Annotated in this window: 23 protein-coding genes, 1 pseudogene and 1 riboswitch; of the genes and pseudogenes, 17 read left to right on the top strand and 7 right to left on the bottom strand. The window is 63.9% G+C overall.

What is annotated here, in order from left to right; genetic code table 11:
• Positions 1-531: 531 nt before the first annotated feature.
• Positions 532-1,110 carry an antibiotic biosynthesis monooxygenase gene (locus tag L9B60_RS26980; protein WP_249674023.1) on the bottom strand — a complete coding sequence of 193 codons (579 nt, stop codon included), beginning with the start codon at positions 1,108-1,110 and terminating at the stop codon, positions 532-534.
• A 24-nt stretch (positions 1,111-1,134) separates the two neighbouring features.
• Positions 1,135-2,973 carry an amidohydrolase gene (locus tag L9B60_RS26975; RefSeq protein WP_249674022.1) on the bottom strand — a complete coding sequence of 613 codons (1,839 nt, stop codon included), beginning with the start codon at positions 2,971-2,973 and terminating at the stop codon, positions 1,135-1,137.
• 293 nt (positions 2,974-3,266) lie between these two features.
• Positions 3,267-3,367, top strand: a riboswitch (guanidine-I (ykkC/yxkD leader).
• 63 nt (positions 3,368-3,430) lie between these two features.
• Between L9B60_RS26975 and L9B60_RS26970 the strand changes: the two genes are divergently transcribed.
• The 8 genes from L9B60_RS26970 (at position 3,431) to L9B60_RS26935 (ending at position 13,569) form a co-directional block, all read left to right on the top strand.
• Positions 3,431-4,498 (top strand): putative urea ABC transporter substrate-binding protein, encoded by a 1,068-nt coding sequence (locus L9B60_RS26970; protein WP_249674021.1) that lies wholly within the window; start codon positions 3,431-3,433, stop codon positions 4,496-4,498.
• Between the two features lie 16 nt (positions 4,499-4,514).
• Positions 4,515-5,330, top strand: coding sequence for an ABC transporter permease (locus L9B60_RS26965; RefSeq protein ID WP_249674020.1), 816 nt, complete (start codon positions 4,515-4,517; stop codon positions 5,328-5,330).
• The gene (locus tag L9B60_RS26960) at positions 5,327-6,115 is read left to right on the top strand and encodes an ABC transporter ATP-binding protein (RefSeq protein ID WP_249674019.1); all 789 of its coding nucleotides are present in this window, start codon (positions 5,327-5,329) and stop codon (positions 6,113-6,115) included. The genes L9B60_RS26965 and L9B60_RS26960 overlap by 4 nt, the downstream gene beginning before the upstream one ends.
• Positions 6,116-6,126: 11 nt before the next feature.
• The gene (locus L9B60_RS26955) at positions 6,127-6,852 is read left to right on the top strand and encodes an urea amidolyase associated protein UAAP1 (RefSeq protein WP_249674018.1); all 726 of its coding nucleotides are present in this window, start codon (positions 6,127-6,129) and stop codon (positions 6,850-6,852) included.
• Positions 6,853-6,862: 10 nt separating this feature from the next.
• Positions 6,863-7,495: an urea amidolyase associated protein UAAP2 gene (locus L9B60_RS26950; RefSeq protein WP_249674017.1), complete on the top strand. Its 633-nt coding sequence runs from the start codon at positions 6,863-6,865 to the stop codon at positions 7,493-7,495.
• Between the two features lie 271 nt (positions 7,496-7,766).
• On the top strand, positions 7,767-11,378 hold the full coding sequence (uca, locus tag L9B60_RS26945) for an urea carboxylase (protein WP_249674016.1): 3,612 nt from the start codon (positions 7,767-7,769) through the stop codon (positions 11,376-11,378).
• Positions 11,375-13,144, top strand: a complete 1,770-nt coding sequence (gene atzF / locus L9B60_RS26940; protein WP_249674015.1) for an allophanate hydrolase — start codon at positions 11,375-11,377, stop codon at positions 13,142-13,144. The genes uca and atzF overlap by 4 nt, the downstream gene beginning before the upstream one ends.
• Before the next feature lie 131 nt (positions 13,145-13,275).
• The gene (locus tag L9B60_RS26935; protein ID WP_438866021.1) at positions 13,276-13,569 is read left to right on the top strand and encodes a YkgJ family cysteine cluster protein; all 294 of its coding nucleotides are present in this window, start codon (positions 13,276-13,278) and stop codon (positions 13,567-13,569) included.
• Positions 13,570-13,700: 131 nt separating this feature from the next.
• On the opposite strand, the gene L9B60_RS26930 is transcribed toward L9B60_RS26935, so the two are convergent.
• Complete coding sequence (locus tag L9B60_RS26930; RefSeq protein WP_249674014.1) at positions 13,701-14,555, bottom strand: SDR family oxidoreductase; 855 nt, start codon at positions 14,553-14,555, stop codon at positions 13,701-13,703.
• Positions 14,556-14,642: 87 nt separating this feature from the next.
• Between L9B60_RS26930 and L9B60_RS26925 the strand changes: the two genes are divergently transcribed.
• The 4 genes from L9B60_RS26925 to L9B60_RS26910 all read left to right on the top strand — a co-directional run bounded on the left by L9B60_RS26925 (position 14,643) and on the right by L9B60_RS26910 (position 17,062).
• The gene (locus tag L9B60_RS26925; protein ID WP_249674013.1) at positions 14,643-15,056 is read left to right on the top strand and encodes a winged helix-turn-helix transcriptional regulator; all 414 of its coding nucleotides are present in this window, start codon (positions 14,643-14,645) and stop codon (positions 15,054-15,056) included.
• Positions 15,057-15,263: 207 nt separating this feature from the next.
• Positions 15,264-15,425: a hypothetical protein gene (locus L9B60_RS26920; protein ID WP_249674012.1), complete on the top strand. Its 162-nt coding sequence runs from the start codon at positions 15,264-15,266 to the stop codon at positions 15,423-15,425.
• Entirely contained in the window at positions 15,422-16,453 is a 1,032-nt protein-coding gene (locus tag L9B60_RS26915; protein ID WP_249674011.1) for a transporter family protein, read from the top strand. The genes L9B60_RS26920 and L9B60_RS26915 overlap by 4 nt, the downstream gene beginning before the upstream one ends.
• 21 nt (positions 16,454-16,474) lie before the next feature.
• On the top strand, positions 16,475-17,062 hold the full coding sequence (locus L9B60_RS26910; protein ID WP_249674010.1) for a hypothetical protein: 588 nt from the start codon (positions 16,475-16,477) through the stop codon (positions 17,060-17,062).
• Here L9B60_RS26910 and L9B60_RS26905 read toward each other — a convergent pair whose 3' ends face one another.
• Complete coding sequence (locus L9B60_RS26905) at positions 17,063-17,509, bottom strand: response regulator (protein ID WP_249674009.1); 447 nt, start codon at positions 17,507-17,509, stop codon at positions 17,063-17,065.
• A 225-nt stretch (positions 17,510-17,734) separates the two neighbouring features.
• Between L9B60_RS26905 and L9B60_RS26900 the strand changes: the two genes are divergently transcribed.
• Complete coding sequence (locus L9B60_RS26900; RefSeq protein WP_249674008.1) at positions 17,735-19,318, top strand: FAD-dependent oxidoreductase; 1,584 nt, start codon at positions 17,735-17,737, stop codon at positions 19,316-19,318.
• Positions 19,315-19,662: a 4Fe-4S dicluster domain-containing protein gene (locus L9B60_RS26895; RefSeq protein WP_249674007.1), complete on the top strand. Its 348-nt coding sequence runs from the start codon at positions 19,315-19,317 to the stop codon at positions 19,660-19,662. Before L9B60_RS26900 ends, L9B60_RS26895 begins: the two co-directional genes overlap by 4 nt.
• A 70-nt stretch (positions 19,663-19,732) precedes the next feature.
• On the opposite strand, the gene L9B60_RS26890 is transcribed toward L9B60_RS26895, so the two are convergent.
• Together L9B60_RS26890 and L9B60_RS26885 are read right to left on the bottom strand one after the other, a co-directional pair.
• Positions 19,733-20,485, bottom strand: coding sequence for an ABC transporter ATP-binding protein (locus L9B60_RS26890; protein ID WP_249674006.1), 753 nt, complete (start codon positions 20,483-20,485; stop codon positions 19,733-19,735).
• 3 nt (positions 20,486-20,488) lie between these two features.
• Entirely contained in the window at positions 20,489-21,379 is an 891-nt protein-coding gene (locus tag L9B60_RS26885) for an ABC transporter permease (RefSeq protein WP_438866020.1), read from the bottom strand.
• 218 nt (positions 21,380-21,597) lie between these two features.
• Here L9B60_RS26885 and L9B60_RS26880 point away from each other — a divergent pair, with 218 nt between their 5' ends.
• From L9B60_RS26880 to L9B60_RS26870, 3 genes and pseudogenes are all read left to right on the top strand, one after another.
• A complete protein-coding gene (locus tag L9B60_RS26880) occupies positions 21,598-22,668 on the top strand; it encodes an LLM class flavin-dependent oxidoreductase (protein ID WP_249674004.1) in 1,071 nt (356 codons plus the stop codon).
• 2 nt (positions 22,669-22,670) lie between these two features.
• Positions 22,671-23,279, top strand: a complete 609-nt coding sequence (locus L9B60_RS26875; RefSeq protein WP_249674003.1) for a cysteine dioxygenase family protein — start codon at positions 22,671-22,673, stop codon at positions 23,277-23,279.
• Positions 23,276-24,860, top strand: a pseudogene (locus L9B60_RS26870) (rhodanese-related sulfurtransferase). The gene L9B60_RS26875 and the pseudogene L9B60_RS26870 overlap by 4 nt, the downstream one beginning before the upstream one ends.
• A gap of 71 nt (positions 24,861-24,931) precedes the next feature.
• Here L9B60_RS26870 and L9B60_RS26865 read toward each other — a convergent pair.
• Positions 24,932-25,819, bottom strand: coding sequence for an alpha/beta fold hydrolase (locus L9B60_RS26865; protein WP_249674002.1), 888 nt, complete (start codon positions 25,817-25,819; stop codon positions 24,932-24,934).
• Between the last annotated feature and the right edge of the window lie 147 nt (positions 25,820-25,966).

Here is a 25,966-nt window from a genome sequence, read left to right as displayed (position 1 = left end):
GACAAAAAGTAAGACGCCGTAAGGGCGGAACGGTGAAGTGGCCTCCCCCTAGATAATGGATATGCTCGCAATTCTCAGAAGCAGGATTCCGACGCCTTGCACATATCCATTGGTTAGGATGATGCCGAATCACCTTTCCGGCCTTACGCCGGCTCACTTTTTGTCAAACGCCCGGTGTGCCGGCCCAGCCAAAAAGTAAGCAAAAAAGGCTTGCCCCTGCTTGGGCCCTACGCTGCGCTACGGGTCCCCTCCCTCCGGCATCGCTCAAGCGGACGACGGCCCGGAATAGAAGCTCCTCCGGCTCCGTCTCCGGCGGCTACGCCTCCGGCCGCTTGATCGACGCCTCCAGTCGGCCCGGGCGCTTAATGGGGCATACAATCAAGATCAAAAGCCAAGCAGATCAAGAACAGATCAAGAACAGATCAAAAGCAGATCCAGAGCAGATCCAGAGCAGATCCAGAGCAGATCCAGAGCAGATCCAGAGCAGATCAAGAGCGGGGCTCGCCACTGCTCGGATTTTGGGGGGGCTGATTATGCCGCTACCCTTGGCTGCAACCACCCACTGAACAACCTTGTCACCCGCGGCATGAACACATACACCACCAGCAACACAATACTTGCGGTGATAACCACGTTGGCCGGCACATACCCGCCCAACCAAGGCAACACGCCGAACACCGGTTTCCACAGCAACGGCACCAAAAAACTCAGCGGCAGGATCACCATGAAGGTAATGCACGCCTGCTTCCAACGCGGTGGCGGGTTCGGGGCGCCGGCGTCCACCGGGGTAAACCAGAACTCGCGCTCGCTCTTGACCTCGGTCTGGTCGCCATCGGCCAACCACGGCTGGGCCTCCAGCACCAAGGCCTCGCGGGTGTCCGACTCCAGCCAGAACTTCAGTTGGTCGGCGCTGGCCCAGCGCAGCACCATGGTGAATTGCGCCAGCCCGCCGTTGTGCCCGCGCATCACGTCGATGCCCAAGTGCCCGGGGAATTCGCGGGCCTTGGCAATGGTGGTACGCAGCCATTCTTCGTAGTGGCTTTCTTTACCGTGCTTGATGCGGTGGCGCACCAGTAAGGTGACGACGCCGTCGGTAAGGTCAATGTTCATCGGTGTGATCTCCTGGGTCGTCGGTCAAAAGGCAAAGCAGGAACAGCCAAACGCACCCCAGAACCCCTGGAAGTCGCTGGTCGGCACATTGGCCTGGCGCACCTTGTCATGGCTGTGGGCATGCACCCCGCACGGCCCGCTGCACTGGTGCACCTGGTTCATCACCGGCGATTGCGGCCGCCAGTGGCCCGGCACCTTGGCCACCGGTGACCAGTCTGGCGTCACCGGCAAGGTAGGTGGCGCCAGTTGGCCGAACTCGCCGGCGGCGTGCACCACCTTGCCGTCCACCACGGTAAGCAGTGACTCGATCCACTTGATCGCTTCGTCTTCAACGCTGAAATAATCGGCGCTCAGGGCCACCAGGTCCGCCAGTTGACCGACCTTGATCTGGCCCTTCTTGCCCTGTTCGGACGAGAACCAGGCGCTGCCATGGGTGTACAGTTCAAGCGCCACATCCCTGCTCAGGCCCTCAGGGTACAGCTCCAGGCCGCCCACGGTCTTGCCGCTGACCATCCAGTACAGCGAAGTCCAGGGGTTGTAGCTCGACACCCGGGTGGCGTCGGTGCCGGCGCCCACCGGCACGCCCTCGGCCAGCATGCGCTGGATCGGTGGCGTGGCCTCGGCCGCCTTGGCGCCGTAGCGGTCGACGAAGTATTCGCCCTGGAAGGCCATGCGGTCCTGAATCGCGATGCCGCCGTTGAGCGCCCTCACCCGCTCGATGTTTTTCGGCGTGATGGTTTCGCAGTGGTCGAAGAACCACGGCAGGCCATTGAACGGAATGTCGCGGTTGACCTTCTCGAACACGTCGAGCATGCGGCTGATGGACTCGTCATAGGTGGCGTGCAGGCGGAACGGCCAACGTTGCTCCACCAGGTGGCGCACCACCGGTTCCAGTTCCTGCTCCATGGTGTGCGGCAGATCCGGGCGCGGTTCCAGGAAGTCCTCGAAGTCGGCTGCCGAGAACACCAGCATCTCGCCGGCGCCGTTGTGGCGCAGGTAGTCATCGCCCTGGTGCAGGGTCACGCTGCTGGTCCAGTGCTTGAAATCGGCCAGCTCTTCCTTGGGTTTTTGGGTGAACAGGTTGTAGGCGATGCGCACCGTGAGCTGCTTTTTCGCCGCCAATTCGTTGATCACCTCGTAGTCATCGGGGTAGTTCTGGAAACCGCCGCCGGCGTCGATGGCACTGGTCACGCCCAGGCGATTGAGCTCACGCATGAACTGGCGCGTCGAGTTGACCTGGTATTCGAGCGGCAACTTCGGCCCTTTGCTCAAGGTGGAATAAAGGATCATCGCATTGGGCCGGGCCACCAGCATGCCGGTGGGCTCGCCGTTGGCGTCACGCACGATTTCGCCGCCGGGCGGGTTCGGCGTGTTGCGGGTATAGCCCACCACCTTGAGGGCGGCGCGGTTGAGCAAGGCGCGGTCATACAGGTGCAGCACGAATACCGGGGTGTCGGGCGCCGCGGCATTCAACTCCTCGATGCTGGGCATGCGTTTCTCGGCAAACTGGAATTCGTTCCAGCCGCCCACCACGCGTACCCACTGTGGCGCAGGGGTACGGTCGGCCTGGTCCTTGAGCATGCGCAGGGCATCGACCAGCGAGGGCACGCCTTCCCAGCGCAGCTCCAGATTGTAGTTCAGGCCACCGCGGATCAGGTGCAGGTGCGAGTCGTTGAGGCCGGGGATCACCGTGCGCCCGTGCAGGTCGATCACTTGGCTGGCCGCGCCGCGATGGGCCATGGCCTGGGCGTCGTTGCCCACCTCGATGAACCTGCCGTCCTTGATGGCCACGGCGCTGGCGCGGGGCTTGGTGCGGTCGACCGTGTGCAGGCGGCCGTTATAGAGGATGAGGTCGGCGTGCATGTTTTTGTTCTCCTGAACGGGGCATCGAGTGAGCTTAGCTGGGTGTGGAGCTAATGTAGTGCCTGATCCTATTGAGAACAATTAGCAGGATTTGAGACTTATTGATTCCATTTTGATGACAATTTCACCCGGCCACGCGCACCGAAATATCCCACCCGGCCCCATCAAGGTGCAGTTCAAGTGCCTTGTGGCAGCCTCAAGTTCAATAAAACCGCGGCTAGGCAACCTGGCACACATCTAGCATTCCTCCACGACGTGCAGGAGTCATCACAGGTTCGCCGCACCACAATTTGCAAATGGCTGACTAGGGTTCCGGCTCGCTTAGGCGAGTGGCTGGTCCGAGAGTTGGCGACCTCCAGTTGAGGTTACACGGCGGGATAAAAGCCCGGGAGACAGCCACCGTTCACGCGGTGCCGCGATGCTCCTGGCCATCTCACGTTCAACTGGAGAAACACCCATGCTCAACGTTCGTCTCCCCGCCTTGCTGGCCGCCACCTTCGCGGCCTTTCTGAGCCTCAGTTCACAGGCCGCGCAAAAAGATCACTTCAACGTGTGCTGGACGATTTACGCCGGTTGGATGCCATGGGAATACGCCGGCACCCAGGGCATTGTCGATAAGTGGGCCAAGAAGTACGGCATCAGCATCGACGTCACCCAGCTCAACGACTACGTCGAATCCATCAACCAGTACACCGCCGGCCAGTTCGATGGTTGCACCATGACCAACATGGACGCCCTGACCATCCCCGCCGCCGGCGGCGTGGACAGCACCGCGCTGATCGTCAGCGACTTTTCCAACGGCAACGACGGCGTGGTGCTCAAGGGCACCGGCAAGACCCTGGCCGACCTCAAGGGCATGAACGTCAACCTGGTGGAACTCTCCGTCTCCCACTACCTGCTGGCCCGGGGCCTGGAAAACGCCCACCTGAGCGAAAAAGACCTGAAGGTGGTGAACACTTCCGACGCCGACATCGTTGCCGCCTTCAACACCGACCAGGTGCAGGCCGTGACCACCTGGAACCCGATGCTTTCAGAGATCAAGGCCAAGCCTGGCGTGACTGAAGTGTTCAATTCCAGCCAGATCCCCGGCGAGATCATGGACATGATGGTGGTCAACAGCCAGACCCTCAAGGACAACCCAGCGTTGGGCAAGGCGCTGACCGGCGCCTGGTTTGAAGTGGTGGCCTTGATGAACGCCAAGACCGCCGCCAGCACCGCCGCCCTGGAACACATGGCCAAGGCCTCGGGTACTGACCTGGCCGGTTTCCAAGCGCAACTGGACACCACCAAACTGTTCGCCACCCCGGCCCAAGCCCTGGCGTTTGCCACCAGCCCGAAACTGCCCGCCACCATGGACAAGGTCGCGCAGTTCTCCTTTGCCCACGGCTTGCTGGGCGAAGGCGCCAAGGACGCTAACGCTGTAGGCATGACCTTCGCCAAAGGCATCACCAGCGGCGACAAGGGCAACCTCAAACTGCACTTTGACCCGACCTACGTGCAAATGGCCGCCGACGGCAAGCTCTAACCCTCAGGAGACGGCCATGCGCCTGATCAATCGTCACCCCGACCGTGCCGGCCGCCTGATGCTGTTGTTGCTGCCGTTCGTGCTGATACTGGCCGCCTACTTCCTGGGCTCGGCCAGCCGCCTGGCCGAAAACGCCAACGACAAACTGCTGCCCAGCGCGGTGCAGATGGGCGATGCGGTAAAACGCATGGCGTTGGTGGCCGACAGCCGCACCGGCGATTTCCTGCTGCTGGTGGACAGCGCCGCCAGCTTGCAACGCCTGGCCATTGGTTTGGGCATCAGCGCCCTGGCAGCCCTGTGCCTGGGCGTGTTGGCCGGCACAGTGCCGCTGTTTGGCGCCGGCCTGTCGCCCTTGCTCACGGTGCTGTCGATGGTGCCGCCGCTGGCGATACTGCCGATCCTGTTCATCGTGTTCGGGCTGGGCGAGTTGTCCAAGGTCATGCTGATCGTCATCGGCATCACCCCGGCGCTGGCCCGTGACCTTGAACAGCGCGCTCGGGAAATCCCGGTGGAGTTACTGATCAAGGCGCAAACCCTGGGCGCCTCGACCTGGACGGTGATCCTGCGGGTGGTGTTACCGCAATTGCTGCCACGCTTGTTGATCTCGCTGCGCTTGATGCTGGGTTCGGCCTGGTTGTTCTTGATCGCGGCAGAAGCCATCGCCTCCACCGACGGCCTGGGCTACCGGATCTTTTTGGTACGTCGCTACCTGGCCATGGACGTGATCTTGCCTTACGTAGTGTGGATCACCCTGCTCGCCTGGTTGATGGACTGGGGCCTGAAAGCCCTGACCCGGCGCGCCTTCCCCTGGTACGAAGGAGCGCGGCCATGAGCTTTATCAGCGTGAACAACGTGTGGCAGCAGTATGGCGACCAAGTGGTGCTTGAACGCCTGAACCTGAGCGTGGCCGAGGGTGAGTTCTGCACCCTGGTTGGCGCCTCGGGCTGCGGCAAATCGACCTTCCTGCGCTTGCTACTGGGCCAGGAGCGCACCAGCCGTGGCCAGATCCTGCTCGACGGCAAGCCGCTTGCGGGCGAACCGGACGCGACGCGGGGCGTGGTGTTCCAGCGTTATTCGGTGTTCCCCCACTTGAGCGTACTGGACAACGTCGCCCTGGGCCTGGAACTGCCGCGCGCCCCTTGGCTGGGCCGCTTGTTGGGCCAGGCCAAGCGCGAGGCCCGCGAGCAGGCCAGCGTGCTGCTGCACAAGGTCGGCCTGGGCCATGCGTTGGGCAAATACCCGGCGCAGTTGTCCGGCGGCATGCAGCAACGGCTGGCCATTGCCCAGGCGCTGATCATGAAGCCACGGGTGCTGCTGCTGGACGAGCCGTTCGGCGCGCTGGACCCCGGCATCCGCAAAGACATGCACGTGTTGCTGCTGGAACTGTGGCGCGAAACCCGACTGACCGTGTTCATGGTCACCCATGACCTGGCCGAAGGCTTCAGCCTAGGCACCCGCCTGTTGGTGTTCGACAAGGTTCGCCAAGACCCGCATGCCCCCGGCGCCTATGGCGCGCGCATCACCTACGACATCCCCTTGAACGCAGACCGCCGCGCCGCCCGCGCCGCGATCGATGCCCTGCCGGCCGCGCTGGCGGGCACCCTGCAACTGGCTTGAAGGACACGCACATGAACGATACGACCTTGCCCTACCCGGCCTTCGCCGAAGAAACCTTGCCTGGCGGCGGCCACCGCTCTTTTGTGCTCAAGCGCGGCCACCTGCTGCGCCTGACCGACCTGCACGGCGGCGCCAACGTCAGCCTGACGCTGCTCAATGCCCAGGAAAAAACCGAACGGTTGAGCCTGCCCGACAGCCTCAAGTGCCAACACACCGCCAAGCTCACCGCTGGCCATTGTTTGTACTCGGACATGGGCCGGGTACTGGCGGCCATCACCGCCGACACCACGGGCTGGAGCGACAGCTTCGGTGGCGTGCTGTGCGCACAGGAAGTGGCCGGCAAATACGGCCAGGGCCGCTACCAGGAGCTGCGCAACGGCTTTTACCGCAACGGCGTCGACAACCTGCTGGTGGAACTGGGCAAATGGGGCCTGGGCCTGGCCGAGCTGACCATGCTGCTTAACCTGTTCAGCCGCGTGGACGTGGACGCCGACGGGCGCTTCCAGTTCATCGAGGGGCATTCCAAGGCCGGCGATTACATCGAGCTTTACGCGCCGATGGACACCCTGGTGGTACTCACCGCCCTGCAACACCCCATGGACCCCAACCCCCGCTATGCACCGCAACCGCTGAACCTTACCTGGATGCATGCCAGCGCCGAGGTCGCCGAGCACTGCCGCACCTCACGCCCGGAAAACCAGCGCGGCTTCATCAACACCGATCGCCTGTTCGCCTGAGGAGGCTGCCATGTCACTGTCATCTGCAAAACACCCGGAGGCTGCGGTGTACCGCGCCACCATTGCCGCTGGCGAACCCTTCCTGACCGAGGTCAAGGCCGGGCAGACCGTGCGCATCCTCGACCTTGAAGGCAACCAGGCGGTGGACACGTTGTTCTACAGCGCCGCCAACCCCAAGGAGCGCTATGACGTGCAACGCACCCTGCGCCGCCAGGGCAGCGTGTACCTGAGCGCCGGCAGCGTGCTGTATTCCAACCTCGGCAACCCGCTGCTGACGATCGTTGCCGACACCTGCGGGCGCCACGACACCCTGGGCGGGGCCTGCGCCCAAGAGAGCAACACCGTGCGCTACGCCTTGGACAAACGCCACATGCACAGCTGCCGCGACAACTACCTGCGCGCCTGCGTGCACGACGGGCGCCTGGGCAAGGGCGACATCAGCCCCAACATCAACTTCTTCATGAACGTCCCGGTGACGGCCGACGGCGGCCTGACCTTCGAAGACGGCATTTCGGCGCCGGGCAAGTACGTGGAGCTGCGCGCCGAGGTCGACGTGATCGTGCTGATCTCCAACTGCCCGCAGTTGAACAACCCGTGCAACGGCTACAACCCCACCGCAGCGCAGTTACTGATATGGGACTGACCATCAAACGCATCCGGCGCTGGCTGTTCGTCCTGTGCCAATCACGCTCGGGCCAATGCCTCAAATGATGCGCCGCCCCCCTGTGTAGGAGCGGATTGATCCGCGAAAAGATCGCCACGGTCTAGCTGAAAAACCGTGGCGCCTGCTGCGCGGATCAATCCGTTCCTACGCGGAGGTGTGTTTGGAGGACGACCTTCAAGCACTTCCAGCATTGCGGGACGGCCCGCATCCCAGGTCAAGGCTCACTTGATGCGCCTTGGGGGGTTATGCCATGTTCGACACCCTGCTGATTGCCAACCGCGGCGCCATTGCCTGCCGCATCCTGCGTACGCTGCGCGACCTTGAGGTGAAAGGCATCGCGGTGTATTCCGAAGCCGACATCGCCAGCCGGCACATTCTTGAAGCCGACGAAGCCCACAGCCTGGGTGAAGGCGCGGCTGCCGGCACCTACCTGGCCGTCGACAAGATCCTCGCCATTGCCCGCCAGACCGGCGCCAAGGCCATCCACCCCGGCTACGGCTTTCTCTCGGAAAATGCCGCCTTTGCCCAAGCCTGCGAGGCGGCTGGCATTGCTTTCGTAGGCCCTACGCCCGAGCAACTGCGGGTGTTTGGCCTCAAGCACACCGCCCGCGCCCTGGCCAAGCAGCACGGCGTGCCCTTGCTGGAAGGCACCGAACTGCTCGACAGCCTGCAAGCGGCCTTGCTCGCCGGTGAGCAGGTCGGCTACCCGGTGATGCTCAAAAGCACCGCCGGCGGTGGCGGCATCGGCATGCGCGTGTGCCGCAGCGCCCTGGAACTGAGCGAGTCGTTCGAGGCGGTCAAGCGCCTGGGCCAGAACAACTTCAGCGACGCCGGGGTGTTTATCGAGAAGTACATCCAGCGCGCCCGCCACCTGGAAGTGCAGGTGTTCGGCGATGGCCAGGGCGAAGTGATCGCCCTGGGCGTGCGTGACTGCTCGGTGCAACGGCGCAACCAGAAGGTATTGGAAGAAACGCCGGCGCCCAACCTGCCCGACGGCATGGCCGAAGCCCTGTGCGCGGCGGCCATCAAACTGGCCAAGGCGGTAAACTACCGCAGCGCCGGCACCGTGGAGTTCGTCTTTGACAGCGAAGACCAGCGCTTCTACTTCCTGGAAGTGAACACCCGCCTGCAGGTGGAGCACGGTGTCACCGAACGGGTGTGGGGCGTGGACCTGGTGCGCTGGATGGTGCAGTTGGCGGCCGGCGACTTGCCGCCCCTGGGCGAGCTGCGCCTGTCGCCCAGCGGCCACGCCATCCAGGCGCGGCTATACGCCGAAGACCCGGGCCGCGACTTCCAACCCAGCCCGGGGCTGTTGACCGCGGTGAACTTTCCCGCGGCCGACGGCAAGCACCTGCGCATCGATACCTGGGTGGAAGCGGGCTGCGAGATCGCGCCTTACTTCGACCCGATGATCGCCAAGCTCATCCGTTGGGCACCCACCCGCGAACAGGCCCGCATCGGCCTGCATCAAGCCCTGGGTGACAGCCAGTTGTACGGCGTGGAAACCAACCGCGACTACCTGCGCCAGATCCTGCTGGACGCGCCCTTCGCCACCGGCCAGCCCTGGACCCGTTGCCTGGAACAGTTGGTGTATCAAGCACACACCGTGCAAGTGCTCAGCGGCGGCACCCAGACCAGCGTGCAGGACTACCCCGGCCGCCTCGGCTACTGGGCCGTGGGCGTGCCACCGTCCGGGCCCATGGACAGCCAATCGTTGCGCCAAGGCAACCGCTTGCTGGGCAACGACGAAGGCGCGGCGGCACTGGAAATCACCCTGAACGGGCCAGTGCTGCGCTTTAACACCGCAGCCGTGGTGGCCGTCACGGGCGCGGTGATTGGCCTGACGTTGAACGGCGAACCGGTGCCAATGAACCAGGCGCTGTTGATCCCGGCGGGCGCGACCCTGCAACTGGGCAGCGTACCCGGCGCTGGCGTTCGCAGTTACCTGTGCGTGCGCGGCGGGCTGCAGGTGCCCGACTACCTGGGCAGCAAAAGCACCTTTACCCTGGGGCAGTTCGGCGGCCACTGCGGGCGGGCACTGCGCGCCGGTGACGTGCTGCACGTGCCGGAACTGGCTGATACAAGCCACGGCCAAGGGCTGGATGAGCCCTTGACGCTCACGCCCGTGCGCCAGGTGCGGGTGATTTACGGCCCCCACGGCGCCCCCGAGTACTTCACCGAAGCCTACATGCAAACGTTCTTCGCCACCGAGTGGCAGGTGCACTTCAACTCCAGCCGCACCGGCGTGCGACTGATCGGTCCAAAACCTGAGTGGGTGCGTGCCGACGGCGGCGAAGCCGGGCTGCACCCCTCTAACATTCACGATAACCCCTACGCCATCGGTGCCGTGGACTTTACCGGCGACATGCCGGTGATCCTCGGCCCGGACGGCCCAAGCCTGGGCGGTTTCGTGTGCCCGGTGACGGTGATCGAGGCGGATTTGTGGCAGTTGGGGCAGTTGAAGGCCGGTGACAAGGTGCAGTTTTACCCGGTCAGCGTTGGGCAGGCCCGCGCGTTGGCGGCGCCAGGTTCGTTACAGGTGACCCCACCCCCGTGTAGCAGCATCCGCGAATCGGTCACCCTGCAATCCCCCGTCGTGATGCAAATCGGCGAAGGCAACGCCCACCTGGTCGCCCGCCTCGCCGGCGACACCCACCTGCTGCTGGAAATCGGCGCACCGGAACTGGACCTGGTACTGCGTTTCCGCGCCCACGCCCTGATGCAGGCGCTTAACGCCCTGAACCTGCCTGGGGTGATCGACCTGACGCCCGGCATCCGCTCCTTGCAGGTGCATTACCAACCCGAGCAGTTGCCACTGGCCAACCTGCTGGACATCGTCGCCGGTGAATGGGGCGCAGTGTGCGCCGCGCAAGACCTGCAAGTGCCCTCGCGCATCGTCCATCTACCGCTGTCGTGGGACGACCCGGCCTGCCAACTGGCCATCGAGAAATACATGACCACCGTGCGCAAGGACGCGCCCTGGTGCCCCAGCAACCTGGAGTTCATTCGCCGTATCAACGACTTGCCCAACCTTGATGAAGTGCAACGTACGGTGTTCGACGCCAGCTACCTGGTCATGGGCCTGGGCGATGTGTACCTGGGCGCGCCCGTGGCAACGCCCTTGGACCCGCGCCACCGGCTGGTCACCACCAAGTACAACCCGGCGCGCACCTGGACGGCCGAGAACTCGGTGGGCATCGGCGGCGCGTACCTGTGCGTGTATGGCATGGAGGGCCCTGGCGGCTACCAGTTCGTCGGCCGCACCCTGCAAATGTGGAACCGCTACCGCGACGTCGCCGCCTTTGAGGGCAAGCCGTGGCTACTGCGCTTTTTCGACCAGATTCGCTTTTACCCGGTCAGTGCCGACGAGTTGCTGCGCATCCGCCGTGATTTCCCATTGGGGCGTTTTGAACTGGGCATTGAGCAAAGTCATTTGAACCTGGCGGACTACCAGGCCTTCCTGGATCGCGAAGCGGCCGGGATCGCCGCCTTTCGCGCCCAGCAACAGGCTGCCTTCAGTGCAGAGCGGGCGCGCTGGATCGCCAGTGGCCAAGCACATTTCGACAGTGACGAAGGCATGCCACCGCCCCAAGCTGACACGCCGTTGGCCGACGACGAACACGGCGTGGAGAGCCCCATCGCCGGTAACCTCTGGCAGGTCCAGGTGGAAGTCGGCGCCCGGGTGGCTGCCGGTGAGGTGCTGGTGGTGCTGGAGTCAATGAAAATGGAAATCCCGGTGTTGGCCCCGTTCGCCGGCACGGTTCGACACATCCACGTGCAGCCAGGTTCGCCCGTAGGCGCAGGCCAGCGGGTCGTGGTGTTGGCCAGCGAACAATCTGAGAATCAAGGAGTTACAGCATGAACCTGAATTTGAATCTGGATGCGCTGCGCGCCGCCTACCGTGCCGGCACCCTCAGCCCACGGGAAGTACTGACCCAGGTGCAGGCCAAGGCCAGTGCCCTGAATCCCGACTACCACCTGTTCATCCACCTGCTCAGCCTGGACGAACTGGAGCCCTATCTGCTTGCCCTGGAAGGCCGCGACCTTGATAGCCTGCCGCTGTACGGCGTGCCGTTCGCGATCAAGGACAACATCGACCTGGCCGGCATTCCCACCACCGCAGCCTGCCCGGCGTTCGCCCACGTGCCTGAACGCTCGGCGACCTTGGTCGAACAACTGATCGCCTTGGGCGCGATCCCCCTGGGCAAGACCAACCTGGACCAATTCGCCACCGGCCTCAATGGCACACGCTCGCCCTACGGCGCTTGCCGCAACAGCGTGCTCGCCGAGTACCCCTCGGGCGGCTCCAGTGCAGGCTCATCCCTGGCCGTGGCGCTGGGCGTGGCCAGCTTCGCCCTGGGCACCGACACCGCAGGCTCGGGCCGCGTGCCGGCGGCGCTGAACAACCTGGTGGGCCTGAAGGCCACCAAGGGTTTGCTCTCCACGGCCGGCGTGGTGCCGGCTTGCCGCACCCTGGACTGCGTCACCACCTTTACCGCCACCGCCCGCGAGGCCAGCCAGTTGCTCGCCCTGACCGCAGGCCTGGACCCGCGGGATGAATACAGCCGCACCAACCCGGCCTGGAACGATGCGACGGCCTTCGGTGCACCTCGCCCGTTTCGCTTTGGCGTGCCACGGCCCCAAGACCTCGCGTTTTTTGGCTGCACCGAGGGCCCCGGGCTGTTCGCCCAAGCGATCGACAGGCTCAACGCCATGGGCGGCCAAGCCGTTGAACTGGACCTGTCGCCCTTTTTGGAGGCCGCACGCCTGCTTTACGAAGGCCCTTGGGTGGCCGAACGCTACAGCGTCGCCGGGGCCCTGATGGAACAGCACCCCGAAGCCGTGCTGCCAGTGATCCGCGCCGTACTCACCAAGGCCCCCGGCGTCAGCGGCGTGCAGACATTCCGCGGGCAATACCGGCTGCAGGCGCTCAAGGCGATCTGTGACCAGGCCCTCGGCTCGCTCGATTGTGTCATCACCCCCACCATCGGCCGCCCGGTGACCCTGGCCGAACTTGAACAAGCGCCGGTGCTGCGCAACTCGGAGTTGGGCTACTACACCAACTTCATGAACTTGCTCGATTACGCCGCCGTGGCGGTGCCCAGCGGTTTCATGGCCAATGGTTTGCCCTGGGGGGTGACCCTGTTCGGCCGCGCGTTCACCGACCAGTACCTGTTGAGCCTGGCCAACGCCTTCACCGGGCAAGCGGCGCCGGCCAGCCTTGCGCGCAATGACCGCGCAAGGTTAGTAGTGTGCGGTGCGCACCTGGACGGCCTGGCGCTGAACGGGCAGTTGCAACAGCGCGGCGCGCGGCTACTGGAGGCCACCCACAGCTCACCCGATTACCAGCTCTACGCGCTGGCTGGCGGCCCGCCCCTGCGCCCCGGCATGCTGCGCGTAGCCGAAGGCGGCGTGGCCATCGAGGTCGAGGTGTGGGAGTTGCCGAGCAGTGAACTGGGGTCTTTTCTAACCGGTATCCCGGCACCGCTGGGCTTGGGCAAAGTACAACTGGCCGATGGGCGTTGGGAAACCGGGTTCATTTGCGAGCCGTATGGCCTGCAAGGGGCCGTGAACATCAGCCCGTTCGGTGGCTGGCGCGGTTACTTCGCGGCCTCCAAGCCCAACTGATACGGCCCGGCCTCGTGCTCCAGAAGCGCGGGGCCGGCAACCACCACAGATCGCCCCGCCGCCCAAACTCCTTTATGTATCGGCGCCAGCCCGCTACCCTGCCCGCTTATTCCTTTGCTTCAGGCCGCCCCTTGCCCCACACCATCCCCGCCCGCACCCTGCCCGCCACGGCCGTGACCTGCGACACCTGCGCCGCCAAATGCTGCCGGCTGGAAGTGATGCTGATCACCGAAACCGGCGTGCCGGAGCGCTTTATCGCCGAAGATGACTGGGGCTCGCAAACCATGCTGCGCCTGGACGACGGCTGGTGCGCGGCGCTGGACCGGCACAGCATGAGCTGCAGCATTTACCAGAACCGCCCCCTGATCTGCCGCGAGTTCGAAATGGGCGGTGATGACTGCCTGATCGAGCGGCAAGTCAACTGAATACACATCGCCCTGGGTAGGCGCGGATTTATCCGCGAAGGGGCGCCGCGGTCGTTCAGATAAACTGCGGCGCGCTTTTCGCGGATAAATCCGCTCCTACAGGGGGGGCTGCAACGATCACGGCAATTGAGTCACACCTTCAAGGCCTGGCCCACGCTGTCGGCAATCGGCGTGGTGGGCCGGCCAATCAGTCGGCTCAGCTGCTTGGCGCCATCGAACAGCGCGCCTTTGGCCGCCGCCGCATCGGAATCGGACAACAGCTCGGCGATCACTTGCGGCAAGCCCACCTGGATCAGCACCGCGCGGTAGTCGGCTTGCGGCAGGTTGTTGTACACCACCCGCTTGCCGGACTGCTGGGCCACATGGGCGGCAAGTTCGGCCAGGGTATAGGCCTGATCCCCCGCCAATTCATACACCTTGCCAGCCTGGCCTTCACTGGTCAGCACCACGGCGGCCGCCGCTGCATAGTCGGCCCGGGCCGCCGAGGCAATTTTGCCCTCGCCCGCAGCGCCCAACAGCGCACCGTGTTCCAGCGCCGAAGGGATGCCTGCCGTGTAGTTTTCGTTGTACCAACCGTTGCGCAACAGCACGTGGGGGATGCCCGATTGGCTCAGCGCCCGTTCGGTTTCCAGATGCTCGGCAGCCAAGCCCAGGCTTGAGGTGTCGGCGTGCAGCACGCTGGTGTAGGCCACAAGCTTGACCCCGGCCTGTTTGGCGGCCTGGATCACGGCCTTGTGTTGCTGCCCGCGCTGGCCGATTTCGTTGGAGGAAACCAACAGCAAGCGGTCGACGCCGGCCAGTGCCTCGGCCAGGCTGGCGGGCTGGTTGTAGTCAAAGGGGCGCACTGTCACGCCTTGGGCGGCGAGGTCCTGGGCCTTGGCCGGGTCACGCACCAAGGCCACCACGTCGGTCGCGGGCACGCGCCCCAGCAGTTCAGTAATGACCAGACGACCCAACTGCCCTGTAGCACCGGTGATAGCGATCATGAATAAATACCTTGATTGACTGTGAAAGAAACGCCACCCTAAACCCTAAGCTAACCAATAGTAAGTACGTACAAAAAGGTAAGTATCATGAGCGCCCCTGAGGATTTTCGTCCCGCCCCTTTCTCTGTAATGGCCCGCCGCGGCGAATTAATGGACGCCAACTGCCCGTCCCGCGACGTGCTCAAGCACATGACCAGCCGTTGGGGCGTGCTGGTGCTGGTGATTTTGCTGGGTGGCATGCACCGCTTCAGCGACCTGCGCCGCAAGATCGGCGGGGTCAGCGAGAAAATGCTCGCGCAAACCCTGCAAGGGCTGGAAGGCGATGGCCTGGTCAATCGCGTTTCGCTGCCGGTGGTGCCGCCCCACGTTGAATACAGCCTCACGCCACTGGGTTGCGAAGCTGCCGAACTGGTGGAAGGCATGGCCGATTGGATCGAAGAAAAACTGCCGCGCATCATGGAGTATCGCCAGCAGCAGGCACAGGTTCAGGCACAAGACTGAGCCAGCAACCACTGCTTGAGCGCCTGTATCGGGGGGCGCAACATCGCGCCGCCTCGATCGACAGCAGCGACTGATCTCGGTCGTCGGCAGACGGCCAAAGCGACCCGTGCGTTAGCGCAGGCGCGCTGACTGGCAACCCATCAATCCTTTGCTAAGGTCAGTGAGCCTGTTGTGTAACTTACTGGAAACCTTCGGAGGGATTCGAAAATGTCAGCCTGCAACCTGCCTTTGTCTAGCCGTTTCAAGGCGCCCTTGCTCGCTTGTTGCCTGGGCGAGGTGATCGTGGACGTCAGCGGCCCACTGTGGGACCGCGACGTACGCACCATCGACGGCCGCAAGCTCAAGGGCATCGTGATCAAGTACCAATGAACCGCGCGGCGATGTGCCTCAGCCTGTCCTTGACTGCTGCGGTGGCCAATGCTGCCGGCACCCTGCCCGAGTTGGGCAGCCAGCCTGCGCCGGCAAACGCCGACCCGGAGCGCTGCCATCAGTTACAGAACAACTTCGACATCGACCTCAAGGAGGTGGTTAAAGCCGGTTGCCAACCGTCCACCGAGCAAATCTCCAAACTCATGGACAACCCGGTCGGCAACCTGGTGCTGCTGTTCAACCAGTTCGACTACACCGCACTCAAGGGCCCCCACAGCAACGGTACCCGCTACCTGGGTAAATACAGCTTCATGCCCACGTTCCCGATTTCCATCGGCGAGGACTGGAACCTGATCAACCGCATCCCCATCAGCTACGTCAGCGCGCCGGTGAACCGCAAGGCCGGCGACCTGATCGGCATGAGCCCCTACGAGGTGCTGGCCGACCGGGATTTCCCCTCGATCATCCAGGACCCGTTCGACCGCACCAGCGGCTTGGGCGACCTGGCGTACGTGGGGGTATTTTCACCCAAGCAGCCGATCCACTTTGACGGCGGCGGCAAACTGGTCTGGGGCGTGGGCCCCACCGCCATGTTCCCCACCGCCGAGGAAGACGTGCTGGGCACCGGTAAATATTCCCTGGGCCCGGCGTTCGTCGCCGCCTACCTGGGGCCGGACTGGACCCTGGGCGTGTTCCCGCAACATTGGTGGTCGGTGGGCGGTGACAGCCAGCGCAAGGACGTCAGCCTGACCAACATCCAGTATTTCATCCAGCGCAACATTCCCGGCGACGCGCAATGGCGCGTCGGCATGACCCCCAACGTCACCGTCAACTGGAAAGCCGACGGTGGCCAGAAAGTCACGTTCCCGGTCGGCCTGGGTGCCGGGCGCATCTTCAACTTCGGCAAGCTGCCGGTACGCATCTCGGGCGAAATCCAATACTCGGTCATCCACCCGGACGATCAGATCAGCAGCCGCTGGAACTTTCGGCTGTCCTTCATTCCGGTCATCCCGACCTTCATGCTTTGAACACCACAAGGAACGTCTGCCATGAAAAAACTCAACGCACTGCACAAGGCCATTGCCTTGGCCACCTTGATGTCGGCCGCCAGCCTCAGCGCCCACGCCGAGGATATTCCGCTGTCGGCGGCCGTGGAGGCCAACCAATTGACCACCAAGGTGCTAGCCGTGGACGCGGCCAAGCACCAGGTGACGCTGGAAGGCGCCCAGGGCGCGCAGATACCGGTACAATTGAGCGATCAGGCCAAGGACCTTGGCCACTTGAACGTGGGCGACCAGGTGCAGGTGCTGGTGACCCACTCCGTGGCCGCCGCGCTGGACACCGACGTCGATAAGTCGCCACCCGATTCCAGCGCGCGCGAGGGCGTGGTGCGGGCCACCGCCGACAACCCCCACCCGGGCGGGGAGGCGTATCGGCAGGTGCGGGTGCAGTTGAAGATCACCCATATCGACCTGAAAAAACACGAGGTGACCTTCGAAGGCCCAGCGGGCAACTCCAAGGTGGTGGCGGTGAAAAACCCAAAGATCCAGGCCAAGCTCAAAGACCTGAAAGTCGGCCAGAGCGTGCGGGTGACTTACACCGACACGCTTAAAATTACTACCGCCCACCAGGGCTGATCACCTCGCTACCAGGCCAGCCTCAGTCAATGGGGGCTGGCCATTTAGGGCATCTTCCACCCCGCCCAGCATCTGACCGATGGTCCAGGGCTTGCGCACGAACGCCACCGACTTTTTCACCCCCGAGCTTTCCGGCGTCTCGTGGCCCGAGGTGATCAAGACCGGCATTTGGGGCCAGCGCTCTTCGACCCGATTGGCCAAATCCGCACCATTGAGTGCGCCGGGCATCAGGATATCCGTCAACAGCAACGAGACGTCCTGGTGGTGCGCCTCAAGGTACGTCAGCGCCGCATCCGCCGTTTCCTCGGCATGCGTGGCGAAACCCTCCTCCTGGAGAATCTCACAAACGAAGTCGCGGATGATTGCTTCGTCTTCCACCACCAGGATCAGGCCGGCAGGGCGAGCGGTTCGGTCCATCGAGGGTACGGTCATGTTCAGGGTTTCCATCGTCGGGAGCCCGAACCAAAGGCAGGGGTTCGGAGCAGTACACAAGCTCTGAGCGATGATGTCGGGGAAAATTCAATTCCGATGGTCGGGGCTGGGCCTTATATAATTAAAGGGCATTTAATCTACTAATATTAATTAACAAGGCGCATATAACAACACAGCCTTTCACACCCCTCATGCGAGTGATTAGCCTAGCGGCCACCTCTTATATTGCAGGGAGCACGCATGAGCTTAACCCCCCCTACCCTGAGCCTTGATGCCGATGTATTGATCATTGGCGGCGGCCTTGCCGGCACCTGGGCGGCCGTGGCGGCAGCCCGTGAAGGCGCCAGGGTGATCCTGGCCGACAAGGGCTATTGCGGCACCAGCGGCGTGACTGCCACGGCAGGCCCCGGGCATTGGTGGGTGCCGCCGCTGCCCGGGGCCCGTGAAGCCGCCATCGACAAGCGCCTGGGGATCGCCCATGGCCTGGCTGATCGGCGCTGGATGGCGCGGGTCATCGACACCACCTGGAATAGCCTGCCGACCCTGGCCAACTATTACCACTACCCCCGGGACGATCAGGGCGTGACCCACTACCGCGGCCTGCGCGGCCCCGAATACCTGCGCGGCATGCGGCGCTATGTGCTGGACAGTGGCGTAACCATCTTGGACCAACACCCAGCCCTTGAGCTGCTGCGCGATGGTCACGGCCGCCTGGCCGGTGCACGCGGTTGGCGTCGCCACGCCGGTGGCGGCTGGCAGGTGCGCGCGCCTGCCGTGGTACTGGCCACCGGCGGTTGCGCCTTTCTTTCGCGCTTGTTGGGCAGCCACACCAATACCGGCGACGGTTACCTGATGGCCGCCGAGGCGGGTGCGGAACTGTCTGGCATGGAGTTTTCCAGCTATTACTGCATCGCGGCCGCCGACAGCAGCATGACCCGCTCGATGGTCTATACCTTTGGCGAGTATTTCGACGCCGCCGACCGCCCTTTGTCTTTACCCATGGGGCCGGAATTCACCGATGCCTTGGCCCGCGCGCTGCTGCAGGGGCCAGTGTATTGCCGATTGAACCGCGTGCCCGCCGAGGTGCGTGCGCGCCTGCCCAGCATCCAACCGAACCTGATGCTGCCCTTTGATCGACGCGGCGTGGACCCGTATCGCGAGCGCTTCGCGGTCACTTTGCACCCAGAAGGCACCATCCGCGGTGTCGGTGGCCTACGGGTGATGGATGAGCATTGCCAGACCGGCGTGCCTGGCCTGTTTGCCGCAGGCGATGCGGCCAGCCGCGAGTTGATCGCCGGCGCCTCGTCGGGCGGCGGCGCGCAGAACTCCGCGTGGGCTTTATCGTCAGGGCAATGGGCAGGCCTTGGGGCTGCACAATTGGCACGGCAAGGTCAGCCAAGCGGGCACCTGCAGGGTTTTGCCGGGCACGGCCTGGTCGACCAGCACCACGCTGCCACGACGCCGCTGATCCAACAGATCCAGAACGAAGTACACCCGCTGGACAAAAACCTGTTTCGCAGCGGCCCGCAGATCGAGCGCTCGCTGCAAGCCCTGGACACTGTCTGGGACAGCGTCAGCCAGGGCCTTGCGGTGGACCCGGCCAACCCCCTTCGCGCCCGCGAAACCGTGGCCATGGCGGCCACGGCCCGCTGGTGTTACAGCGCCGCCGCCGCGCGTCGAGAAAGCCGCGGCATGCACCAGCGCAGCGATGCCCCGCAGCAAATCAGCGCCTTCGACGGGCACATCCGCGTCGGTGGCCTGGACAGCCCCTGGCAGCGATTCGACCCCCTGCCCTTTGCGCCTCAGGAAACCCCTACCCCATGATTGAGTTGATCTTCAGCGACCTGTGCAGCGGCTGCCAGAAATGCATCGCCGTATGCCCCACCAACGTCTTGCAGCCTGGCCCACGCGGCACGCCGCGCATTGGCGATGTACACGCCTGCCAGACCTGTTTCATGTGCGAGCTGTACTGCCCCAACGACGCCCTGTACGTGGACCCGCATTGCGACACGCTGCAACACCCCGACCCACGGCAGATCCTCGCCAGCGGCTTGCTGGGCCAATATCGCCGGGATTCGGGGTGGGATGAATGGGCCGATGACCCGCGACATCAGAACGAGCATTGGCGCATGGATGGGGTGTTCCAGTTGGCCAGGGGGCAGCATTGAGCACAGCCCTCACCCCAACCCGCACCTTCTGGCAGAGGGCGGGGTGAGGGCCAGGGCCTACCCGCAAACATCAACCAAACCGAACACTGCGCAGCACTTCCTCCTGCGCCACCTCAACCCCCAACAACCCCAGCAACCGGGCGCGGATTGCCTGGAAGCCCGCTTGCCCGCTATCGCGCTCGCGGGGCAAGTCGATGGGCACCTGCTCGGCCACCTTGCCGTCAGCCAGTACGATCACCCGATCGGCCAGCAATATCGCTTCATCGACATCGTGGGTCACCAGCAGCACTGCCGGGGTGTGTTTGCGCCATAGTTCAATGATCAACTGGTGCATGCGGATACGGGTCAAGGCGTCCAGGGCGGCGAAGGGTTCGTCCAGCAACAGCAATTTGGGCTCGCGCACCAGGCTGCGGGCCAGGGCCACGCGCTGGGCTTCGCCACCGGACAGCGTCGCGGGGTACGCGTCGATGCGGTGGCCCAGGCCCACTTCCTTCAGTGCATCCACTGCTCGGGCCCGAGCGTTGTTGCCACGCAGGCCCAGCACCACGTTTTTCCAGGCGCTTTTCCACGGCATCAGGCGGGGTTCCTGAAAGACTGCGGCGCGGGCCACGGGCACGCGCAACTGGCCGCTGTCGATGCTGTCCAGGCCCGCCAGGGTGCGCAGCAAAGTGGTCTTGCCAGATCCGCTGGCACCCAGCAAGGCGACAAACTCACCGGGGGCGATGTCCAGGTCCAGGCTATCGATGACCCGTTGCTCGTCGAACTGGCGCACTACGTCATGCAGCTCCACGGCCCACGCTTGGAATGGCTTGAGTACAGACATGCTTCAGTTCCTTGTGAAAGAGGGCCGCCAGGCCAGGGCATAACGTTCCAGGGCACGGATCAGGCCATCGATCACCAGGCCCAGCACGCTGTAGATCAACAGGCAAATGACGATGACGTCCGTACGCATGAAGTCCCGCGCGTCGCTGGCCAAAAAGCCAATGCCGGCGGTGGTATTGATTTGCTCGACAAACACCAGGGCGAGCCACGAAATACCCAGGGCGTAGCGCAGGCCCACGAAGAACGACGGCAAGGCGCCAGGCAAAATCACGTGCCAGATCAGTTCGGCACGGTTCAGGCCCAGGGTATTGGCAGCTTCGATCAGCTTGGGGTCAATATTGCGGATGCCCGAGAACAGGTTCAGGTACACCGGGAAGGTGGTGCCCAGCACGATCAAGGCCACCTTGGTGAACTCGCCGATGCCAAACCACAGAATGAACAGCGGTACCAGCGCCAGCGACGGAATGGTGCGCAGCATTTGCAGGGGCGAGTCCAGCACAATCTCGCCACGCCGCGACAACCCGCTGACCAGCGCCGCCGCCACGCCAATGCTCACCCCAATGGCCAAGCCCAGCATGGCCCGCTGCAGTGATACCCAGAGGTGCTTGCCCAGCTCCCCCGACACGATCATGGCCCACAAGGTATCGCCGATCTGCGAGGGCGCGGCGATCACGCGGCTGGGGATCCAGCCCAATCGCGAAGCCGCCTCCCACAGCAACAACAACGCAATGGGGCTGATAATGCGCAGCACGAAATCCGGAACCTTCCAGTGGCGCGTGGCGCGCAGGCGCTCGGCCTCGGCGGTGCTGCGCGTTATGCTGAGGTAGCCGGGCGGTGAATTGGCTGAGGTCTGGGTCATAAGGCTCCTGCCTGTACGATTAAAAACAGAGCTCATCCTAGGTAGCCCCCAGGCGTTCGTGAAATACCGAAAGCGCCTAGGGTTATAATGCAATTACCTGATATTCAATAAAATTGATAATTCAGTTATTTCATAATTAACTTAGAACCAAAAAGAATTTCACACCCATTCCTTATACACATACCTTGATCACCATAGATCCGACCCCTTGCCCGGCGGAGGTGACCTTTCAAGAATGGTATGAGGAAGATCCCATGAGCATCGAATTCATCGGTTACATCGGCGGCCAGCACGGGTCCGAGATCCACCCCCCGAGCGGCCCCGTGCTGCAGCGCGAGTACGTCGAAAAGGTCGCGCGCGCCCATGAACAAGCCGGTTTCGACCGTGCGTTGATAGCGTTCCACTCCAACAGCCCCGACAGTACCCTGATCGCTTCCCACGCTGCCAGCGTGACCGAGCGGCTGCAGTTTCTGATCGCCCACCGCCCAGGTTTTGCCGCCCCGACCCTGGCCGCCCGCCAATTTGCCACCCTGGACGTGCTCAATGGCGGGCGCACGGCGGTGCATATCATCACCGGCGGTGACGACAAGGAACTGCGTGGCGACGGCAGCTTCCTGGGCAAAGAGGAGCGTTATGCGCGCACCGACGAATACCTGGAGGTGCTGCGCAAGGAATGGACCAGCCCTACCCCCTTTGACTACAGCGGTGAGTACTACCAGTTCGAAGGCGCCCATTCGGCGGTGAAGACCGAACAACCGATCCCGCTGTACTTCGGCGGCTCTTCGCAGGCGGCGATCAAGGTGGCCGGCAAGCACGCCGACGTCTACGCGCTGTGGGGCGAAACCTATGAGCAGGTGCGCGAGATCGTCGCCCAGGTGCGCGCCGAAGCCGCCAAGCACGGCCGCACCATTCGCTTCAGCCTGAGCCTGCGGCCGATTCTGGCCCAGACCGAGGAAAAAGCCTGGGCCCGTGCCGACAGCATTCTGCAAAAGGCCACCACCCTGGCCGAGCAACGCGGTTTTGTGCGCCGCGAGCCGGCGAACGAAGGCTCGCGCCGTTTGCTGGCCGCTGCCGCCCAAGGCTCGCGCCTGGACAAACGCCTGTGGACCGGCATCGCGGGCTTGCTGGGCGCCCAAGGCAACTCCACTTCACTGGTGGGCACCCCGGAACAAGTCGCTGAAGCCCTGCTCGACTATTATGATCTGGGTATCACCACCTTCTTGATACGCGGTTTCGACCCACTCGAGGACGCCATCGATTACGGCAGAACACTGATTCCATTGACCCGCCAGTTGGTCGCCCAGCGTCAGCACAAGGTTGCCTGAACATGGCCACAGCCCTAAACCCACAGCGCCTTCGCCACTTTATCGGGGCGCTGGCCGAGTTGCTCGACCGGCACCCCGAGGAAGAGGCCGCCCTGCACCGCGGCGGCGAACTGCTTGGTGAGTTGGTCAGCCACGATGATTGGCTGCCCGACGATTTCGCCCAGCCAAACCCCGAGCGCTACCAGCAGTTCTTGCTGCATGCCGACTCGCGCCAGCGCTTTTCCATCGTCAGTTTCGTCTGGGGCCCGGGCCAGCAGACGCCCATCCACGACCACCGGGTGTGGGGCCTGATCGGCATGTTGCGCGGCGCCGAATATTCCCAGGGCTTCGCGCGCCATCCAGACGGCAGTATCCTGCCCGAGGGCAAGCGGGTGCGCCTGTCGCCGGGCCAGGTTGAAGCGGTCTCGCCACGCATTGGCGACATCCACCAGGTCAGCAATGCGTTCAGCGACCAGGTGTCCATCAGCATCCACGTGTACGGCGCCAACATCGGCGCAGTGCACCGGGCGGTCTATCAACCCGACGGCAGTGAAAAGCTGTTCATTTCCGGTTATTCAAATCGCGTGTTACCCAACATCTGGGACCTGTCCAAAGAGAACCCTGCCCCATGAGCCAAACCCCGTACCGTTCCTTCGCCGATATCCGTCGTGCCCTGCTGGCGCGTGAAGAAGTGGCCCTGATCGACGTGCGCGAAGAGGCGCCGTTCGCCGAGGCCCACCCGCTGTTCGCCGCCAACCTGCCCTTGTCCAAGCTTGAAGTCGAAGCCTACCCACGCATCCCCAGGCTAAATACCGCCATCACCGTGTATGACAACGGCGAAGGCCTGGCCCAACAGGCCATCGAGCGGCTCAAGGCGCTTGGCTACGGCAACCTGGCGCTGCTGGAAGGCGGCCTTGAGGGTTGGCGAAGCGCAGGTGGCGAGCTGTTCATCGACGTCAACGTGCCCAGCAAGGCCTTTGGCGAGTTGGTGGAATACGAACGCCACACCCCGTCGCTGAGCGCCGAGCAGGTCAAGGCACTGATCGATGAAAAGGCCGACGTGGTGGTGCTCGACGCCCGCCGCTTCGACGAATACCAGACCATGAGCATCCCCACCGGCATCAGCGTGCCGGGGGCTGAACTGGTGCTGCGCGCCCGTGAACTGGCGCCAGACCCGGCCACCCGCATCATCGTCAACTGCGCCGGGCGCACTCGCAGCCTGATCGGCACGCAATCGCTGATCAACGCCGGCCTGCCCAACCCCATCGCCGCCCTGCGCAACGGCACCATTGGCTGGCTGTTGGCCGGGCAAACCCTGGAGCACGGCCAGGCCCGGCGCTTTGCCGCCACGTCGGCCGACACCCAGCGCCAGGCACAAAGCGATGCTCGCCAGGTGGCCGATCGCGCTGGCGTGCTGCGCGCCAACCTGTCCGACTGGCAACGCTGGCAGCAAGAGCCCACGCGCACCACCTACCTGTTCGACGTGCGCACCCCGCAAGAATTTGAAGCCGCCCACCTGCCCACCGCTCGTTCCACCCCTGGCGGCCAACTGGTGCAAGAGACTGACCATTTCGCCAGCGTGCGCGGCGCGCGCATCGTGCTGGTGGATGACGATGGCGTGCGCGCCAACATGTCGGCTTCCTGGCTGGCGCAACTGGGCTGGGATGTGTACGTACTGGATGGGCTCAAGCCTGCTGACTTTTCCGCCACCGGTGCCTGGCAGCCAAGCATCGCCGCCGTCGCGCCGTTCGAACAGATCAGCGTGCAAGCCCTGGTGGAGTGGCAAGGCCGCGGGCAGACCCAGGTGCTGGACTTCACCACCAGCGCCAACTACGTCAAGCGCCACATCCCGGGCGCCTGGTGGGCCTTGCGCAGTGACCTGAGCCAAGCCCTGCAGCGCATCCCGCCCGCCGAGCGCTACGTGTTGACCTGCGGCAGCAGCCTGCTGGCGCGCTTCGCCGTGGCCCAGGTCGAGGCGTTGTACCGGCAAGCCGGTGTTCGTGCTGCGCGATGGCAATGCCGGCTGGTTTGCGGCGGGCCAACCCGGCGAGTCAGGCGAAACCCGCCTGGCCTCGCCCCGCATCGACCGTTACCAGCGCCCTTACGAAGGCACCGACGCACCGCGCGAGGCGATGCAGGCGTACCTGGATTGGGAGTTTGGCCTGGTGGAACAGCTGGGCCGCGATGGCACGCATGGGTTCAGGGTGATTTAGCGCCCCGTGATCAATCCGCGCTTGGACAGGCGGATTGTTCATCTGCCAATGATTCAATTCACCAAACGCAGTCAATCCTTGCGCCATAACAGGAATGGCAAGGCTGCGGCCAGCAACTCGTCCGGCACCTCTTCGGGTAAATAATGCCCGCCGGGCAACGCCTGGCCATGGACGTCATCGGCCACCTTGCGCCACTCGGCCAGCGGGTCGAAACAACGCGCCACTACCCCATCGGCACCCCACATCGCCAACAACGGCACCGTCAACCGGCGCCCGGCCGCCAGGTCCGCGCGGTCGTGCTCCAGGTCGATGCTGGCGCTGGCGCGGTAGTCTTCACACAAGCTGGTGGCCGAACCCGGGCGGGACAAGCCGCGCAAGTAGTCGGCAAACGCCTCGTCGGTGAACGGCGCCATGCCCGCGCTGCGGGTGCCCATCACGCTGCGCAGGTAGCCTTCGGGGCTGGCCTGGATCAGGGTTTCCGGCAGGGGCGCGGGGCGAATCAGAAAAAACCAATGCCAATAGGCCCGGGCAAAGGCCTCGTTGGTTTGCTCGTACATGGCCAGCGTCGGTGCGATGTCCAGGGTCACCAGGCGCTCTACCGCGCCGGGGTGGTCCAGTGCCAGCCGATGCGCCACCCGGGCGCCACGGTCGTGGGCCAATACGCTGAAACTGTCGAAACCCACCGCGTGCATCAACTCCAGATGATCGCGGGCCATCACCCGCTTGGAATAGTTGATGTGCAGGTCATCGGCCGGTGGCCGCCCGCTGTCACCGTAGCCGCGCAGGTCGGCCGCCACCACGGTGAAGTGCTCGGCCAGGCGCTCGGCCACCTTGTGCCAGATCACGTGGGTTTGCGGGTGGCCATGCATCAACAGCAGCGCAGGCCCCTCCCCGCCGATTCGGTAAGCGATGTCGACACCGTTGACATGACGCAGCTCACGCGTGAATCCAGCAAACATGGCACACACCCTCAGGCTAAAAACTCATCCTAGCCGTTAGCGCAAGCCTGACAAGTGCACAAGTGTGATGGATATCTTCACGCAGTGTGAACCAAGCGACCCAAGCATCAGTCGTACAAAATAAGCCCGGTGCAAAGGCTTGAGTCC

The sequence above is a fragment of the Pseudomonas abieticivorans genome, from assembly GCF_023509015.1.
In the GTDB taxonomy this organism is placed as follows: Bacteria; Pseudomonadota; Gammaproteobacteria; order Pseudomonadales; family Pseudomonadaceae; genus Aquipseudomonas; species Aquipseudomonas abieticivorans.
This window is presented reverse-complemented; position numbering and strand designations above follow the sequence as displayed.

What these genes read in the sequence shown, in the direction of transcription:
- L9B60_RS26980 (WP_249674023.1), bottom strand. Translation starts at nt 1,110, where the DNA reads ATGAACATTGACCTTACCGACGGCGTCGTCACCTTACTGGTGCGCCAC.
- L9B60_RS26960 (WP_249674019.1), top strand. Translation starts at nt 5,327, where the DNA reads ATGAGCTTTATCAGCGTGAACAACGTGTGGCAGCAGTATGGCGACCAA.
- L9B60_RS26955 (WP_249674018.1), top strand. Translation starts at nt 6,127, where the DNA reads ATGAACGATACGACCTTGCCCTACCCGGCCTTCGCCGAAGAAACCTTG.
- L9B60_RS26905 (WP_249674009.1), bottom strand. Translation starts at nt 17,509, where the DNA reads ATGGAAACCCTGAACATGACCGTACCCTCGATGGACCGAACCGCTCGC.
- L9B60_RS26965 (WP_249674020.1), top strand. Translation starts at nt 4,515, where the DNA reads ATGCGCCTGATCAATCGTCACCCCGACCGTGCCGGCCGCCTGATGCTG.
- L9B60_RS26890 (WP_249674006.1), bottom strand. Translation starts at nt 20,485, where the DNA reads ATGTCTGTACTCAAGCCATTCCAAGCGTGGGCCGTGGAGCTGCATGAC.
- L9B60_RS26975 (WP_249674022.1), bottom strand. Translation starts at nt 2,973, where the DNA reads ATGCACGCCGACCTCATCCTCTATAACGGCCGCCTGCACACGGTCGAC.
- L9B60_RS26865 (WP_249674002.1), bottom strand. Translation starts at nt 25,819, where the DNA reads ATGTTTGCTGGATTCACGCGTGAGCTGCGTCATGTCAACGGTGTCGAC.
- L9B60_RS26970 (WP_249674021.1), top strand. Translation starts at nt 3,431, where the DNA reads ATGCTCAACGTTCGTCTCCCCGCCTTGCTGGCCGCCACCTTCGCGGCC.
- L9B60_RS26925 (WP_249674013.1), top strand. Translation starts at nt 14,643, where the DNA reads ATGAGCGCCCCTGAGGATTTTCGTCCCGCCCCTTTCTCTGTAATGGCC.
- L9B60_RS26885 (WP_438866020.1), bottom strand. Translation starts at nt 21,379, where the DNA reads ATGAGCTCTGTTTTTAATCGTACAGGCAGGAGCCTTATGACCCAGACC.
- L9B60_RS26875 (WP_249674003.1), top strand. Translation starts at nt 22,671, where the DNA reads ATGGCCACAGCCCTAAACCCACAGCGCCTTCGCCACTTTATCGGGGCG.
- L9B60_RS26930 (WP_249674014.1), bottom strand. Translation starts at nt 14,555, where the DNA reads ATGATCGCTATCACCGGTGCTACAGGGCAGTTGGGTCGTCTGGTCATT.
- L9B60_RS26920 (WP_249674012.1), top strand. Translation starts at nt 15,264, where the DNA reads ATGTCAGCCTGCAACCTGCCTTTGTCTAGCCGTTTCAAGGCGCCCTTG.
- uca (WP_249674016.1), top strand. Translation starts at nt 7,767, where the DNA reads ATGTTCGACACCCTGCTGATTGCCAACCGCGGCGCCATTGCCTGCCGC.
- L9B60_RS26895 (WP_249674007.1), top strand. Translation starts at nt 19,315, where the DNA reads ATGATTGAGTTGATCTTCAGCGACCTGTGCAGCGGCTGCCAGAAATGC.
- L9B60_RS26880 (WP_249674004.1), top strand. Translation starts at nt 21,598, where the DNA reads ATGAGCATCGAATTCATCGGTTACATCGGCGGCCAGCACGGGTCCGAG.
- L9B60_RS26915 (WP_249674011.1), top strand. Translation starts at nt 15,422, where the DNA reads ATGAACCGCGCGGCGATGTGCCTCAGCCTGTCCTTGACTGCTGCGGTG.
- atzF (WP_249674015.1), top strand. Translation starts at nt 11,375, where the DNA reads ATGAACCTGAATTTGAATCTGGATGCGCTGCGCGCCGCCTACCGTGCC.
- L9B60_RS26900 (WP_249674008.1), top strand. Translation starts at nt 17,735, where the DNA reads ATGAGCTTAACCCCCCCTACCCTGAGCCTTGATGCCGATGTATTGATC.
- L9B60_RS26910 (WP_249674010.1), top strand. Translation starts at nt 16,475, where the DNA reads ATGAAAAAACTCAACGCACTGCACAAGGCCATTGCCTTGGCCACCTTG.
- L9B60_RS26950 (WP_249674017.1), top strand. Translation starts at nt 6,863, where the DNA reads ATGTCACTGTCATCTGCAAAACACCCGGAGGCTGCGGTGTACCGCGCC.